General features: G+C 52.6%; 18 protein-coding genes. 10 read left to right on the top strand and 8 right to left on the bottom strand.

Translation table 11 applies throughout. From position 1 onward, the window contains the following. Positions 1-28: 28 nt before the first annotated feature. From QY332_10570 to QY332_10550, 5 genes are all read right to left on the bottom strand, one after another. On the bottom strand, positions 29-1,165 hold the full coding sequence (locus QY332_10570) for a hypothetical protein (GenBank protein WKZ38373.1): 1,137 nt from the start codon (positions 1,163-1,165) through the stop codon (positions 29-31). Between the two features lie 161 nt (positions 1,166-1,326). Next, positions 1,327-1,461, bottom strand: coding sequence for a hypothetical protein (locus QY332_10565; GenBank protein ID WKZ38372.1), 135 nt, complete (start codon positions 1,459-1,461; stop codon positions 1,327-1,329). A gap of 274 nt (positions 1,462-1,735) precedes the next feature. Next, complete coding sequence (locus QY332_10560; GenBank protein ID WKZ38371.1) at positions 1,736-2,515, bottom strand: single-stranded DNA-binding protein; 780 nt, start codon at positions 2,513-2,515, stop codon at positions 1,736-1,738. Positions 2,516-2,670: 155 nt separating this feature from the next. Beyond that, positions 2,671-3,666: a PD-(D/E)XK nuclease family protein gene (locus tag QY332_10555; GenBank protein WKZ38370.1), complete on the bottom strand. Its 996-nt coding sequence runs from the start codon at positions 3,664-3,666 to the stop codon at positions 2,671-2,673. A 109-nt stretch (positions 3,667-3,775) separates the two neighbouring features. After that, positions 3,776-4,069: a hypothetical protein gene (locus QY332_10550; protein ID WKZ38369.1), complete on the bottom strand. Its 294-nt coding sequence runs from the start codon at positions 4,067-4,069 to the stop codon at positions 3,776-3,778. Positions 4,070-4,287: 218 nt separating this feature from the next. Between QY332_10550 and QY332_10545 the strand changes: the two genes are divergently transcribed. From QY332_10545 to QY332_10520, 6 genes are all read left to right on the top strand, one after another. After that, positions 4,288-4,593: a hypothetical protein gene (locus QY332_10545; protein WKZ38368.1), complete on the top strand. Its 306-nt coding sequence runs from the start codon at positions 4,288-4,290 to the stop codon at positions 4,591-4,593. Next, positions 4,590-5,009, top strand: a complete 420-nt coding sequence (locus QY332_10540; protein WKZ38367.1) for a putative toxin-antitoxin system toxin component, PIN family — start codon at positions 4,590-4,592, stop codon at positions 5,007-5,009. The genes QY332_10545 and QY332_10540 overlap by 4 nt, the downstream gene beginning before the upstream one ends. A 202-nt stretch (positions 5,010-5,211) precedes the next feature. Continuing rightward, entirely contained in the window at positions 5,212-5,457 is a 246-nt protein-coding gene (locus tag QY332_10535; GenBank protein ID WKZ38366.1) for an AbrB/MazE/SpoVT family DNA-binding domain-containing protein, read from the top strand. A 4-nt stretch (positions 5,458-5,461) separates the two neighbouring features. Continuing rightward, on the top strand, positions 5,462-5,881 hold the full coding sequence (locus tag QY332_10530) for a type II toxin-antitoxin system VapC family toxin (protein ID WKZ38365.1): 420 nt from the start codon (positions 5,462-5,464) through the stop codon (positions 5,879-5,881). A gap of 470 nt (positions 5,882-6,351) precedes the next feature. Further along, entirely contained in the window at positions 6,352-7,302 is a 951-nt protein-coding gene (locus QY332_10525; protein ID WKZ38364.1) for a hypothetical protein, read from the top strand. 48 nt (positions 7,303-7,350) lie between these two features. Next, complete coding sequence (locus tag QY332_10520) at positions 7,351-7,992, top strand: hypothetical protein (GenBank protein ID WKZ38363.1); 642 nt, start codon at positions 7,351-7,353, stop codon at positions 7,990-7,992. Between the two features lie 520 nt (positions 7,993-8,512). On the opposite strand, the gene QY332_10515 is transcribed toward QY332_10520, so the two are convergent. Then, on the bottom strand, positions 8,513-8,704 hold the full coding sequence (locus QY332_10515; protein ID WKZ38362.1) for a hypothetical protein: 192 nt from the start codon (positions 8,702-8,704) through the stop codon (positions 8,513-8,515). Positions 8,705-8,831: 127 nt separating this feature from the next. On the opposite strand from QY332_10515, the gene QY332_10510 reads away from it, so the two are divergent. The 4 genes from QY332_10510 (at position 8,832) to QY332_10495 (ending at position 12,419) form a co-directional block, all read left to right on the top strand. Next, on the top strand, positions 8,832-9,584 hold the full coding sequence (locus QY332_10510) for a hypothetical protein (GenBank protein WKZ38361.1): 753 nt from the start codon (positions 8,832-8,834) through the stop codon (positions 9,582-9,584). Between the two features lie 595 nt (positions 9,585-10,179). After that, on the top strand, positions 10,180-10,437 hold the full coding sequence (locus tag QY332_10505; GenBank protein WKZ38360.1) for a hypothetical protein: 258 nt from the start codon (positions 10,180-10,182) through the stop codon (positions 10,435-10,437). After that, positions 10,427-11,392, top strand: a complete 966-nt coding sequence (locus QY332_10500) for a tyrosine-type recombinase/integrase (protein ID WKZ38359.1) — start codon at positions 10,427-10,429, stop codon at positions 11,390-11,392. Before QY332_10505 ends, QY332_10500 begins: the two co-directional genes overlap by 11 nt. 373 nt (positions 11,393-11,765) lie before the next feature. Further along, positions 11,766-12,419 (top strand): CPBP family intramembrane metalloprotease, encoded by a 654-nt coding sequence (locus tag QY332_10495; protein WKZ38358.1) that lies wholly within the window; start codon positions 11,766-11,768, stop codon positions 12,417-12,419. Between the two features lie 32 nt (positions 12,420-12,451). On the opposite strand, the gene QY332_10490 is transcribed toward QY332_10495, so the two are convergent. Both QY332_10490 and QY332_10485 read right to left on the bottom strand, forming a co-directional pair. Next, positions 12,452-13,003 carry a hypothetical protein gene (locus tag QY332_10490; protein WKZ38357.1) on the bottom strand — a complete coding sequence of 184 codons (552 nt, stop codon included), beginning with the start codon at positions 13,001-13,003 and terminating at the stop codon, positions 12,452-12,454. Between the two features lie 57 nt (positions 13,004-13,060). Further along, the gene (locus QY332_10485; protein WKZ38356.1) at positions 13,061-14,050 is read right to left on the bottom strand and encodes a transglutaminase domain-containing protein; all 990 of its coding nucleotides are present in this window, start codon (positions 14,048-14,050) and stop codon (positions 13,061-13,063) included. Positions 14,051-14,079 lie beyond the last annotated feature (29 nt).

The raw sequence follows: 14,079 nt of genomic DNA, 5'->3' as shown, positions 1-14,079 counted from the left end.
GGGGCGATGTGTCCCATCCCGATCCTTTCTACATCAGCGCAGGTTGTGCCTTCTTGAACGGTGATTCCTTCAAATCGCACACCAGCGGCATCGCCAGCGCGGTCGCCGCACCTTTGATCCGTAGGGGTTGCCTGTCATTTTCAGGAAATACAACGGACACCTTTCCGTTCGGAACGCAGGCTTTGGTCACATCCTTGAGGGTTGACAACTGGAAAGCCATCAAGGGACTCTCCGTTTCAGCGCCCACATCGAAGCTTTCGATGGCGCTGCCGGTGTTCTCATTCTTGATGAGATACCAGAACCGCCCGCCCGTCACCTGCAGGTAGACGTTGCCGTCCAGCGCCTTCATGCGCTTGATCATGCGCTCCAGTTCCGCGGTCGAAATCTCGACTTCGAGCGATACGGGGATGTTCAGGATTTGCTTGTAGTCCACGAACTGATTGTGGACTACGGGGATATGCACGGTCACATGTGCCGAGCCGCGCTGCGCGGAGACGGTCATGCCGCCTTTGTCGAAGCCAAGTTTGATCTCCTCGTCGTCCGCAGATTTCAGGGAGCGTTTGGCGCGATTGATTGCCGGGGCGGAATACACCGCGCCTGCCGCGTCCTTTGCATCCTGCGATTCGATGGACGTGTAGGAGAGAACAAACCCATCCGCCGCAGCCGTTTCCAATTCGCCCGCATGAGGCAGGACAAATACGCCTGCAAGCGTCGGACGCGCCTCGTCATCCGAGGCGGCCTCGGTGAGGGTGGCAAGCACGTTCAGATCCCTCCCTTTGATGGTCGCGCCGGGCTTTCCAAATTTCACGGCGGACGGCGCAGTCAAGTTGGGAACGCAGCGGAATTCCGCGCGGGAGTTCGGAAACACCAGCGCGATCGAGGACGTTTTCGAGTCGAAACTGACCTCGATCATTTGTCCATCCTCCACAAGCGCGACCATATCGCGCAGGTTGGGGCCATCCACCGCGAACCAATCGCGGCTTTTGGCTTTCTTACCGATCGGCGCGGATACCAGCACGCTGCCGCCTTCCACCCTGTCGGATGTGAACAGGTTGAGATTTCCATCCTGGATGGAAATGCACAACGGACGGTTCTTTGCCGAAAAGTAGGGCGAGACGAACGACAGCAGGGCCGCAAGTTCGGATTTTGCAATTTTGAATGTCATGGTTGACATACCTCCGTGGAAAATTTTTCGGGGTAAAAAAACATCCCCCTCCAAACCGTCTGCGGACAGGCGGGCAGGAGGGGAGTGTTTTTCTCTTATGCAACCATATTCATGGTTGCGAGCAAGGTCTGGTACGTATCAGACTCCGCCCGCCACCACTGTCACGCTTGGCGCGTAACTTCCTTGATGCGTTCATCGATTTTGTGCTCTTCCGAAAAAGAGTACAGGAGCGCGCGTCCGTACACAATGGCGCACACGAGGATAACGATCAAGAGAACGGTGGTCAGAGCAAACATGGTTACACCTCTCGGTTGAATTTTGGGGCAGGCGGATGGCCAGCCTCCCCTTGAGGGGACATCCATGCGATGTCAACCCAAAGGGAGGCGGCGAGTGGGTTCGATCCCACTCGCCACCTGCACCGAGAGATGCGAGCCGCGTTCACTCTTGGGCGAAGTTTGGTCTGAATAGCAGCAGACCTTGCTCGCAGGTCGCCCGCGCAGAATCGGACTGCGCACTACCCTGCCAGGGGGCGAAGATGGGAGCCTGTTGGTCAACAGGCTCCCGGTCGTGCTAGGCAGGTTCGCCTTCGAGTTCGGGTTCGTCCTCGATAGCGCCCTGTTCGTCAGCATCACCCCAGGAGAAGGGTTCGATGCTGTTAGCCCAGACGGAATAGCTGTGACGCTTGTTTCCGTCCTTGTCCGTCCATTCATCCATGCTCAGGTGACCCTTCACGGTGAAGTAATCGCCTTTCTGCAACTGACCGATCACGTCGATGATGGGCGTGATCTGATCGTCCTGAGCGACGTTCACCACGTCCAGCCAGAGCGGTTCGCGGTAGTTGCCGCTCGCGTCCTTTCCGGTGGAAAGCATCGCGGACACCTTGCCACGCGCCCTGCCGTTCTGGGTGAAATCGACCGCGCCGCCATCCTTGATGGCTTTCAGGGTCAGCATGACAAAACTGGAGGGTCTGTTGTTCGCGTCCTTCGGATCGAAAGCCTCGACGCTGGACGCGATGATCTCCAACTTTTCCTTTTCGACGCCGCTTTGGGAAACCCACTTGCGAAATCCCAGGCGTCCCTTGACCGTCACCTTGTCGCCCTTGGACAGGTCTGCGACCTGCTGGACGAGTTTGGAGACGGTATCGTCGAAGGAAAACGCCTTGACATCGAAGAACATGGAAGGCTTGGTCTGCTCTTCCTTGCGCTTGCCGGTATAGTTGTAGCCGCGGGCGGTGGCGAACGCCCTGCCCGTGCCGGTCAGGGTGTCGGAGAGCTCGCCTCCATCCCTGACGATGCCAAGGGTGAAGACAACGAAGTTGAACGGACGGTTGGACTTGCTGTTGGTAGTCATGATAGACATACCTCCTTTATGAAATATGATCGGGTTCCTTTCGGATGCCCTTGACGCGCCAGCGGGAATCGAACCCGCCCCAGGGCAGCCATGCCTGGGCGTGACAAAAAGAGATTGCCCTGACAGATGGGGTCAGGGCAATCCAGTGAAGACGTTTATGCGCCTTCTGGTTGAAGTTCCTGTTCGGCTTCGAGTTCGGATAACAGTCCGTCTTTCCCCACAGGACCGCCATGATGCTGTTCGCAAACCGTGCGGAGGGGGCAGTAGTCGCACCGCCACAATTCATCGACATCCTCGAGAACAGGCGGGAGATCGGGATCGATCAACGCGGCGAGCTTCTTTTTGAGAAGCGTCATTGCCTCATTCCGGTCCAATCCGACCTGGATGCGCACGGGTTTGTCGTCCGGGAAATAGACGATCTGGGCGCCAGCGAATTTCGCGGACGCCTGGGGGACTTTCGCCTTCAGCAAGGGCAGGTTTTTCTCCACCAGGAGGGCGTACAGGTTGACCTGCGCCACATGCGAGGAACGCGCCTGCGGGGGAACATACACGCGGGGAGCATGACGGTTCTTTACCTGCACGTTGCAGGGTTGGCAGAAAAAATCCCTGCCGTCCTTGTACACCTCGCCTGCGCAGTGCGGGCATTTGGGAACTTTGCGCCCGAAGGGAGCTTTGCCCGTCACCTTGTAGTCGGTGATATACCAGCCGTTCTGCGTCCATTCGACCAGGTCGGGCGTGCCAACCAACAGGATGGACCTGCCGCGATAGGTGAACTTCCACGTCAACGTTTGTTCGCTGATGCATCCGTTCCCGGCCGCGGCGGAAAGCAGGGCGTGATACCCCGTGCCGCGATTCATGCGGTAGAGGGACGACGGTTTTTCGTGATACGGATTTTCCACCTTCAAGCGCGTTTGGCGCGGGCAGTTCAAAAGTTCCGTGACGGAAAAGCCGATGTCTGCGCCAGCCTGAAAGGCAAGTTTGTCCGAATAGTTCGGATCTCGAAGCGAGTTGATGGCTGCCTGAATGACAGCCGGTACCATCGAACAGCCCGGAGCGCCCTTGATCGCGCAGTCCAGGCAGTCGTGGAATGGGATGGGTTGATCGGTGACTTCGCAGGTAAAACCGACCAAACCGTTCTGGTTGTTTGTCATGGGACATACCTCCAATTATTGATACGGCAAGAAAAACTTCTCTCGCCTCATAAACCCGCCATACCGGACTTACAAGGCGAGAGAAGCGGATGGCTTCTCTCGAGGCGAACTACCTATGGCCGCGTCTGATAACGAACCTGCGTTCATCCCTCCTCTGGGGGAAAAACCAAAAGACGCGAAGGAGCAGGACTGGCAGTCCAAGGAAAGGGTTGTGTCCGTTCCTGATCTGCCAGTGCATGACGAAAAGCCAGAGTACGAAAAGGCTTGCGTCAAGAAGTTTGAAGACGCCATAGGATGCTCCGATTTTGATCGGAGCAGGAGCGACGGCAATCGCGTGAGGGTTGACGGGAATCTCCTCGATGACAACCCCATCCACAATGCCGTCATTATCGTAGTCGCGCATGGCATACCTCCAAAAGAATTTCGGCGGGTGTTTCTCCCAACCCGTCAATCACGAAGCTGCCTTCGAGACTCAAGGGAAGAGAGAAGCGTCTATGGTCATGCAGAAACGATGAGGGATCTTTTGAGTCTCCCCGCTGATACCGAAACCCCCGGTGAGAATGCCGGTCGAGGGTTGGTGATATAATGGCGTAGCAAATATTGCTACGAAAGGAGATTCCCATGCAGTTCGTTCCCTACCGTGAATTACGCAACGAACCCTCAGCCCTGCGCAGGAAACTTGCCAGCGAGGGCGAGTTGATCGTGACGGTTGACAACAAGCCGTTCGCCGTGATGATCAGCCTGGGCGGCGAGAACGTCGAGGATGTATTGCTGATGGTTTCCCGCTTGCGTGCGCAGATGGCGGTACGGGCCATCCGAAGCGAGGCGCGTCAGAGAGGGCTGAACAAGATGACCCTGAAAGATGTCAACGCGTTGATCCGGAAAACCCGCGCGGATCGCCGCGCATCGAGGAAAAAGAGCAAATGATCACTGTCGTACTGGATACGAACGTGCTCATCAGCAGCCTGCTCAGCCGGAAAAGTTCACCGGCGAAGATACTCGACCTGATCCTGGAGAACCAAATCCTGGTGGCTTATGATGACCGCATCCTCGGAGAATACGAGGAGGTTTTATCGCGATCGGAATTGCACATCCCTCCGCCCAGAATGCTGGCAGTGATCGATCACATTGAACTGAACGGAAAACATATTGAACCCGCGACACTACCCACCTATGGGTACACGGACCCGGACGACATTATGTTTGCCGAAGTCTTCATCACATCCAGCGCCGACGCCCTGGTTACAGGCAACCTTCGACATTACAAACCATTGCTCGAGCAAGAGGCGCTTGTTCTAACTCCCGCCCAATTCCTGGCAAAGTTCTTCCCGGAGCGGGCTTGAGGTCTTGCGCACCAACACACCGCCGGGGAGGCATCGGCGACGTCATTTGTGACCCTCGTCATATTGGCAAGTCCAGGGGACCAATGGTCGTACAGGAACGAAAAGGAATATTTCGAGTCTCCCCGCTGATGCCGAAAACTGTGTCAAGGGTGGATCGAGTTATGTTATACTTTCTGCGAAAATGTATAACAAGGAGTTCGAGATGACTTTAACCGTTTCAAGTAAAGGCTGGATCGTCATCCCCGCTGAACTGAGAAAAAAGTATCACCTGACGCCTGGCACGGAGGTGGTTATTGTGGATTACGGCGGCGTTCTGTCCATCATCCCGGCCACGAAGGATCCCATCAAAGCAGGGCGCGGCTTATTGAAGGACCTTCCCTCACTGACCAAAGACCTGTTGGAAGAACGCAGGAAAGAACGCAAACGCGAAGAGGCGAGGATGAAATAAGCCAATGGACAATCCACCCACATTCATCCTGGACACGTTTGCCTTGCTCGCCTATTTACGGGATGAACCCGCCGCCTCACGCATTGAAAAGCTCCTGAAAGATGCCAAACAAGGAAAGTACCGTCTTTACCTCTCCATCATCAATCTTGGGGAACTGCTCTACATCACAGAACGAAGAGGCGCCACAGAGAAAGCGCAGGTTGCGCTGGCGCTGCTTCGACAACTGCCTGTCGAAATTCTTCCCGCTGATGAGCAAACCGTCTTTGCCGCCGCCCACGTCAAGGCGAATTACGCCATTTCGTATGCTGACGCTTTTGCCATTGCGGCCGCGCAGCATATGGGCGGCACGGTCATAACAGGCGATCCAGAATTCAATGCAGTTGAAGAGATTGTGCAGGTAGAGTGGCTGCCTGCTGCTGAGTGATGGCTTCTCGACAAGCTTATTGAAACGCCGCCGGTAAATCGGGGCGTTTTTCGATTAATCGAACTGCAAAATAATGATTTTATTGCACGAATGACTGCAAGCAATGCAAAAGAAGCTGCTCAACAGCTGGATCCCTTGCAGGGATGTGCTGAGTGTGCCCGAGCGGGAGCGGGGCCTGGTGGTGAAAGTGTCGATACCCTGGGTAGGAGAAGTAGTGTTGCCCGGGCCGGGAGGGAGTGATTTGACGACCGGTATGACCCAGGGGGACGTCGGGGCGCCTGCAGGACTTCATTTTGATCAGCAAGTGAGTGTGTTTATGCCCGAGAGTGACCTGCGGGTAGCTACTATGGAGAAACGCTATTTGGAAATGTAAGTAGCTGGTAAGAATTTCAGGGTGTCTTTTCCCATCTAGATTCCTTCAATTTGATTTCAGCTATAATCCCTGCAAAATCAAATTTAGGATTCGGCTAATGAAACATCTCCTACTTTCTTCTACTATTGCCTTGACCCTGCTCTCCGCTTGCGGACCTACCCAAGCGCTGCCTACCTCCACGCCAATGGCGACAGCAACCGCCGTACCGATAAGCACCTTCGCCCCGACCCTTGAACCGTGGATGGTGTCCCTGCCAGAGGACGTTGTTTCAGTTCAAGTGGAGGGGGATATGATCTTTGGTTTAGATGACCAGGGGAAACAAATAATGAGATTTAATGAAGTGAGTGGAGAGTGGGATTTGGTGGAAAAAGTGTATACGAGTTGTTTGAATCCCGAATTGCAGGCAGAGGTTGATGATGATTTTGAGGACCTGACGAAGGTGACGGTGGGAGAGGCGTTTGCAAAATTTGAAAACCGACCAGGGTTTACTCCAACAGTTTCGTTTCGCTCTGAAACTGGTCTTTTCCGATCATACATGATGTATGTGGGGGTGGAAACACTGTCTGTGGCACACCTGACGGGGAACGAGGCTGATTTTGCAGTGTGTGGATTTTTTGTGCAGTCTGCCTACCCGGATACTAGAGTGCCGATAGTGCTGGGTTTACAGTATAATGGAAACTATGAATCAATGATTGCGACTGTTGATTATACCTCAGGCCAGCCCGGTGAGCAGGGGTATTTTAAAAGCCGAGAGGAGTTGTTGAAATACTTGGAAAATAAAATACCTTTGGGAGCGGAGTTGGTCGTGGATACGCAGTCGTTTGTCAATGCAGTTGATGTTGATACCATAAATCCACAGCAGGTCCAAATGGTGAACTTGCCTGGATTGTATAACTTTTGGAAGCTGACCAAATCTGACTATCTTGAAAAGATGCGGGGAATACGAAACCCGCAGGACGTACTAAAGAAGCTGGATCCAACGGTCGATGTGGGGATGTATGGATATAGCTTGTACTTTGTTGATACTGCGTGGATGATGAGCGAGTAGTACGTCTCCAGTCTTTCATTGTGGAAGTGGATTTGGTATTCTAGTTTTATGATGAGAAAAAGCGGGTTAGTGTTACTTTTGGTCGTGTTGGTGTTGGTGGTGTTTGGGCTTGGGTACTGGTTGGTAGTAGGGGGTAATAGGAATAATTTTCCGGGGAGTGGTTTGGTGAGGAAATTTTCGGTACCCTTTTTTGGGGAAATAGTTTTGCCACTTAATGAACAGTTCGCTACAAATAAGACGAGTTTTGATGATGCTCAAAAACCAAGCGTGAGGTTTGATTTGCCTGTGACGGAGTTTTTGCCGGAGAGCATGCAAAAAGTCGATGCCATGGTGGTTTCGAGAGGGTATGGTGAAGACGAGATAGAGCGGGCGCTGTTGCGGGGAATAGTTACCACGATGGAGACACGCTATCTGGAAATGGAAGTAGCGGGCAAGAATTTCAAGGTGTATTTCCCGCGGGTGTTTGAGCAGATGTGCATACCCAGTACGATCACCGATACCAAGGGGGTAAAAGTGGAGACGAAAAAAGGTTTCATTGACCTGACAACGTATCGGACGGGTGTAGAGGAGCGGGGGATGGAGGAAGTGGGGGAAATACTTTCGGTAGGCGATGATACGTTAATATTGGCCCGGCATAAGGAGGGGGATTTTGTGGCGATAACTGTCGCGGGGTATGGGTGCGTACGCTAAAGCGAGTATTTGGTAGTTAGTATTTAGTATTGGGCAGTATGCAGAAGATAAAAACAGTAATTGCAGCCTTATTATTTTCAGTGGTGGGGTTGATGATGTTTTCGGCGGGGGAGGTGCAGGGGCAGTCGTGTAGTGGGGTGGTGGAGTATTGTCGGGCGCCGTGTGGAGAGTGGACAGTGAAGGATGCCCCGGATGGGTGTACCAAAACATGCCAGGCGTGTGCCTCTTGCGGATCATGTGACTGGTGTTCGTTTAGTGATTGTAGCAAACGGGTTTGTCAGTATGATGTATATGGGAAAGAAATTGATGGTTCGTGTGAGGATGTTAGGGATAACTCCATAGTAGTTTGTACGAGTTCTGATGATGCGCACCAATGTCCGGGATACGTAGACCCCTGCTATGGGGGGGACTGCGCGCCGACCGGCGGGGGCGGGGGTGGAGGAGGTGGGGGAGACGATGATCCGACGCATAGGGAGTGTATTGGGGCCAGCTGTGTGAGTGTACCCGGAGCGGGGGTGAATCAGTGTACGACCAATGCCGATTGCACCACTTCATACAATGTGACCGGGACGGTGCGCCTGGGGTCGGCGACTTGGGATGGAAGCGACTGTACGGCCGGGACGGGCGGGGGCATCCTGCCGGGAGTGGGATCGTATATCCGGCTGAATAGTACGGGCACAGTGGGTATCGGGGCGGATGGGACGTATGCCACGGCTACGGCACCGGGGGTAAATGTGTTTACCTTGTATCAAACCGACTTGAATTATCTGACCACCTGTCCGCCATCGGGCAGTTATAGCCGGAACATGACGGGCAATACGGCGGACTTGGATTTCTATATGACCACCCAGCAAATCCCCTGGTGGCAGACTCGGGGTGGGGATGTAGGGGCCAATGGCGGAAATATGGCTACCAATATCCCGGGCACCTGTGTGGGAGCCTGTAGTCCTTTTGTGACGCTATATGATAGGTTCGGCACGGCCGACAGCAGTGGGGTGGTGTGGATGAGTGCGATGACCGGCACCTTTGGGGTGGTGGGAAACAACGTGGCCGAGGGGACAGACTACAAACCATACAATACGGCGGTGCGCACCAGTACCAGACGCGAGGGATATGACTATTTCTACCGTTTGTTTGAAATGGGGCTCTCGCCTGCCGAAGATCCGGAACTCTCCGGCAACGAAGCCAATATGTACAAACCCATGGATGGGCCGGTCAATGGCCGGGCATATTGGGTGAGAGCCGGCGACGGAACGGGGACGGTGACGATAGGGACGACTTGGGATCTGGATCCGGGCGATAGTATGGTGGTGTTTGTGGAGTCAAATTTGACTAGTGGAGATGTTTTGAGGGTGAACGTGCAAACTTTTGGTCAGAATGATCGAACTCCTGAGGAGTGGAAAGTGCTGTGGGACGATCCAACTAAAAGTAACCTAGGTCTTGTTACCGATGAGGTATTGAGATTAATTGATTTGCAAAATAATGATTTTATGACGCGAATGGCCGGATCGGGTGCAAAAATGGTTGAGACACAACTGGATCCTACAAAAGGAGATATCGGTCTCTTTGCTTCGATGATGCGTTTTTTTTGAAGCAAAAGTAATAATCTATCACATCCAGGTTTGATTGTGTTTTTCTACATGAGTGATGAAGATTAGGCGGGAATTTTTTGAGTAGCTGGCAGGGGGCTTTTTGCTAAAGTGGGAATATGAAGAAATGGACATTGGTAGTGCTACTCGTGTTGCTTTTGATAGCGTCAGGTTGGCTAGGTTGGCGACTGACCAAGACTGGCGATGACCCCATGGTGCACACCATATCTCTGCCTTTTGGGTGGGGAGAGGTAGTGCTACCATTGGATAAAAATCTATCAACCGACACAACTTCTTTCCAAGATGCGGGTAAACCATTGGCTAACTTTTATAATCCGGTGACGGAATTCCTACCGGAGATGGGGATGAGGGTCGATGCCCTGGTGGTTTCGAGAGGGTATGGTAAAGATAGGATAGAGCGGGCGCTCCTGCGGGGGGTGGTAAGAAAATAGACAATTAATTCCTCCGAAAAGGTGGTAAAATATACTTCGTACAACTGGACTTGTACGAAGTATATTGATATTATCAGGCTCGAAATTGGGTCAAAAAGCCCGCCTAAGATTGAAAATTTACTTCGTTTAATACCGAAGAGAGAAACATGGACTACGACCAGAAACAAGTTGACGAGGAATTTAAAGCCCTGATTGCGAGAACAAGAGAGTCGGGACTTGCTGAGACGGCGGACCATTTCGCGAAAGCGCAAGGCATGGAACGAATCAACGCCATCCGTTTCTTGAGTGCAATGTTCATGGAACACGAAAAACAGCGCAGAATCAAAGCCGCATTGATCGCGGTCGTGTGGATCGCCGTGCTCATCGTATTTGCAATTGCGGAAGGCCGGATAAATGTCCAATGATCTGATGCAGCACTTCGAGCGTTATCTGACAGATAAGAATGGCGCAGTCTCAGTCAAAGGATACATGAGCGACGCGCGGAAATTCCTGGCGTGGACGAAGGATGAGAGAGGTGTGGAATTGACCATCCCCCTGCTCCAAACCGAACCGCACCTGCTCAACAAGGCGGTCATCGAGGCGTTTATCAAGAACCTGCACGCGGAGAAGTACGCCATCTCCACGATTGCCAGGCACGCGGCATCAATGCGCGTTTTCGGAAACTTCCTCGCCGCGCGCGGGATAACGCCAATCAATCCAGCCGAAAAGGTGAAGATCGAGAAACTGCCTCTCCCCGATCCAAGAGGGTTGACCGACGAGGAACGCGCGAAGCTGGAATATGTATTCCGCACTCCCTGGGAGCGGACAACGAATAAGACGAAACGAAAGCGTAAACTCGATCTCGCCCCCAAATTGATCGTCCGCGACCGCGCCATCATGCTGACGTTGATGTACGCCGGTCCTCGCGTGAGCGAGCTCGTTAATATCGACGTGCATGATGTCACATTGAAAGACCGTTCCGGCTGGATCCTGATCCGCAACGGGAAAGGCGGACAGCCCCGCAAGGTGGACATTCCCAAACAGGTGCGCGAAGCGTTGGCGGATTGGCTTGATGTGCGGCGGACCTTCCCTGCCAGGGACGATGCCCTGTTCATTGAATTGAAGCGATCATTTTCACGCCTCACCCAACGGACGATACAAAACATGCTCGTTGATGCATCCAAACGTTGCGGGGTGAATGTCACCCCCCACACGCTGCGGCATACCTACGCCTACATGCTGATGCACAGCGGCGTCCACCCCAAGACAGCTGCTGCTCTCATGGGTCATTCGCTCGAAATGGCGCTGCGATACGGTTCTTCCAAGGATGAGGATAAGCGGAATGCCGCTGAAAGCTTGGATAATAAATCTATTTTTTAGGCGGCTGATTCATGAGTTTGCAGGGCTGGTTTTGTTCCATGTTGACCTTGTGGAGAGAGGATTGTATAATCTGCTCACTCGACCTTAATCCTTTCCGGCAAAAGTCCCAATTGGATTTGGGAGTTTGGGCGGAAACCGCTCAAAAGTAATTAGGTTGGAAGGGGTTGTCATTTTACACCCCAACCGTTACCACCTGTTTTTACCCAAACCTTACCACACCTTTGGGGCGCTGATCTAAGCCCGCCCTGCCCCGTTTTGTCCCGGTCAGAGTGAAAATCGAGCGCTTGACCCGCCATCCGCCTCGCGCTCTGTCTGAAAATATGGTTTTTCGACAGTCTCGTTGGGCTGTTCCTTGCAAAGGATAGTTATCAATATGCAAAAAAAGATTCTCGGATTAAGTTTATCTCTGGCTGTCCCCGTAGTTTTCGTTTTGTTCATCAGCCCGATGTTTATCAAACCTAATGTCAATGAGCCACTTTCTACCTTGGTGGGCTTTGGTGTTTTTTGGGGACTGGCTTTTGCGGTGCTGGTTTTCACGCGAAAAACTGAGAACTTGCCATTGACCACAATTGGATGGAACTCTTTATCTTGGAAATCGGCACTGATGGCAATTGGGTTCGGTGTCTTGTTATCGCTGTTAGTACCCGTGCTTACTTTGTTGGTCAGCGCGATTTTCCCACCATCGAATTCAGGAACGGTAACACAAGTCGTGTCAAATTATTCTTGGTGGATATTATTCTTAAGTGTAATAACAGCGGGCATAACGGAAGAAATTTTGTTTCGTGGCTATTCTCTAGAGCGATTATTAGAAGTTACAGGCAATAAGTGGATAAGCGGGTTGATTAGTCTAGTATTTTTTGTGGCTGTTCACGCTACGGGATGGAATATTGCTCACATCGTTGGCGTGGTCGTTCCATTAGGAATGATTCTTACTGGTTTATACTTTTGGCAACGAAATGTATTCTTTGTGATAATCGTTCATGTGGTCATAGATTTGCCTTTGGTTATTATGGCGCTGTTAGCATAAAAACTGCCCAACACCGCGTCCTTATGGACGAATTAAATAAACATTGGATAAATGGCGGTATAGGCAGAGAAGGCGACCAGCGGCGCGAGGGTGAGTCCGGCGATGGTTAGTGTAAAACTTTGGGCAAGCCGCCAGTTGCGGTCTGCCGCGGCGGGGATTTTTAAGATGTGCATTGCCAGCAATCCCAATTCTACCGGCACGACGAACCATAAAACGGTTGGACCAAGCACAAACACCGCAGACCAGCGGATGACGCTGTCAAGGCTGCTGTTGACGTTGCCGTATATGCCCCCGCCGCGCGCGCCCAGGTCGGTGATGAGTAAGAAGTTCCAGCGGCTGAGCAGGACAATGAGCGCGATGACCAGCGGGAGCAGATGCCAGTTTTGCAGGATCAGGGTCCAATCGCTGACGCGCACCAGCCAGATCACAACTGCAATTGCCAGCGGCAGGCTAATCAGCGCACATAAAACGTCGTTGACCCGATTGATACGCGCTTCGGCGCGAAAGGTGGGAATATCGCGGCGGAAGGTGGACGCCAGGCGGGCGAAGGGGTCGAGGGGTTGGGTTTCAGGGTTATGATTCATTGTGGGGTTATTTCTTCTCGCTCTGGCGGTAATATTTTTTAATCCGGTTCGTCAGGATCAAGAGAAGGAGGTAAGAGCCAGCCGCAAAAAACCAGCGGTCATCCCGTATTTTTTGACCGTTACAGATGGGATAACCGCCATAGAGTCGTTATTGCTAATGGCAACAAACTTAAGCGGGGCCGACATTGCGCCAATGATACCCCCACGTTTTTTGCCCCATTCAAGTATTTCCTCATATACATGATCATGTCCGCCAACTTCACCGTAAGACAGATATTGCCCTGAACTGCGCCCGAACCAGAAACGGGCAAATGGCACTCCCGATGCCCAACTGGGGTCGGCAATTGTCCAGCCCTCGCTTGTGTGGATTTCCACCCAGGCGTGAGCGCCGCCGGGATGATTCCATGTGCTGGAAGTTGCCAGCCAGGGCGGTAAAAACAACGGCATTGACAGCCCGCTGATTGACTTTGCCGGAGTATTACAGGCGCGAGCCAGCGCAGTCATTAAGTTTGCAAATGCTCCGCACACGCCAACCTGCGAATCATAGGCGTCCAGGGCAGATGGTTCGCCGCCAATACAGGTTCCTTGCGGCAAGGAGAGATGGCTGGCAGTGAAAGAGAAGATCCGGTAAGGCCAATCGCCGTTTTGTTCAGTGCAAATGTTTTTCGCGGCGCGCGTCAGTTGGGATGCATCCGATTCGATGTATTTCTGTGCGCGTGTATGTTTTTCTTCAATCGGGGCTTGCCAAACCGTATGCCCCTGTAGCAAAGCGACATTATAGATGAGTTGAGCTTCAAAGGCTTCGGCATCGACCGAAACACGCTCAAAGAAGATTGTTTCAATTCCATCGTGTTGTTGATCAAAAACCTGTCCGCTCCATTGGATGTTGATATTTTCAATGCGCTGGTAAGCGTTGTTTTTCGGACGCATCGCTACCAACCAAACTTCATCCCCTGCTTGCTTTGGTAAAAAAGTGTAGGTTTCAACAACCTGATACTTTACCCAGGTCGGGTACAGGAAGAAGCCCCCCGATGGGAATGGCTGCAAACAAAAGAATGTAAATCAAGATTCGCAAG

The organism is Anaerolineales bacterium (genome assembly GCA_030583885.1).
In the GTDB taxonomy this organism is placed as follows: Bacteria; Chloroflexota; Anaerolineae; order Anaerolineales; family Villigracilaceae; genus Villigracilis.
The sequence above is the reverse complement of the archived record's forward strand: the minus strand, read 5'-3'. Positions and strand labels throughout refer to the sequence as shown.

Bases quoted from the DNA above. Each gene is read 5' to 3' on its own strand.
- QY332_10570 (WKZ38373.1), bottom strand. From the start codon at position 1,165: ATGACATTCAAAATTGCAAAATCCGAACTTGCGGCCCTGCTGTCGTTC.
- QY332_10565 (WKZ38372.1), bottom strand. From the start codon at position 1,461: ATGTTTGCTCTGACCACCGTTCTCTTGATCGTTATCCTCGTGTGCGCC.
- QY332_10560 (WKZ38371.1), bottom strand. From the start codon at position 2,515: ATGACTACCAACAGCAAGTCCAACCGTCCGTTCAACTTCGTTGTCTTC.
- QY332_10555 (WKZ38370.1), bottom strand. From the start codon at position 3,666: ATGACAAACAACCAGAACGGTTTGGTCGGTTTTACCTGCGAAGTCACC.
- QY332_10550 (WKZ38369.1), bottom strand. From the start codon at position 4,069: ATGCGCGACTACGATAATGACGGCATTGTGGATGGGGTTGTCATCGAG.
- QY332_10545 (WKZ38368.1), top strand. From the start codon at position 4,288: ATGCAGTTCGTTCCCTACCGTGAATTACGCAACGAACCCTCAGCCCTG.
- QY332_10540 (WKZ38367.1), top strand. From the start codon at position 4,590: ATGATCACTGTCGTACTGGATACGAACGTGCTCATCAGCAGCCTGCTC.
- QY332_10535 (WKZ38366.1), top strand. From the start codon at position 5,212: ATGACTTTAACCGTTTCAAGTAAAGGCTGGATCGTCATCCCCGCTGAA.
- QY332_10530 (WKZ38365.1), top strand. From the start codon at position 5,462: ATGGACAATCCACCCACATTCATCCTGGACACGTTTGCCTTGCTCGCC.
- QY332_10525 (WKZ38364.1), top strand. From the start codon at position 6,352: ATGAAACATCTCCTACTTTCTTCTACTATTGCCTTGACCCTGCTCTCC.
- QY332_10520 (WKZ38363.1), top strand. From the start codon at position 7,351: ATGATGAGAAAAAGCGGGTTAGTGTTACTTTTGGTCGTGTTGGTGTTG.
- QY332_10510 (WKZ38361.1), top strand. From the start codon at position 8,832: ATGACCACCCAGCAAATCCCCTGGTGGCAGACTCGGGGTGGGGATGTA.
- QY332_10505 (WKZ38360.1), top strand. From the start codon at position 10,180: ATGGACTACGACCAGAAACAAGTTGACGAGGAATTTAAAGCCCTGATT.
- QY332_10500 (WKZ38359.1), top strand. From the start codon at position 10,427: ATGTCCAATGATCTGATGCAGCACTTCGAGCGTTATCTGACAGATAAG.
- QY332_10495 (WKZ38358.1), top strand. From the start codon at position 11,766: ATGCAAAAAAAGATTCTCGGATTAAGTTTATCTCTGGCTGTCCCCGTA.
- QY332_10490 (WKZ38357.1), bottom strand. From the start codon at position 13,003: ATGAATCATAACCCTGAAACCCAACCCCTCGACCCCTTCGCCCGCCTG.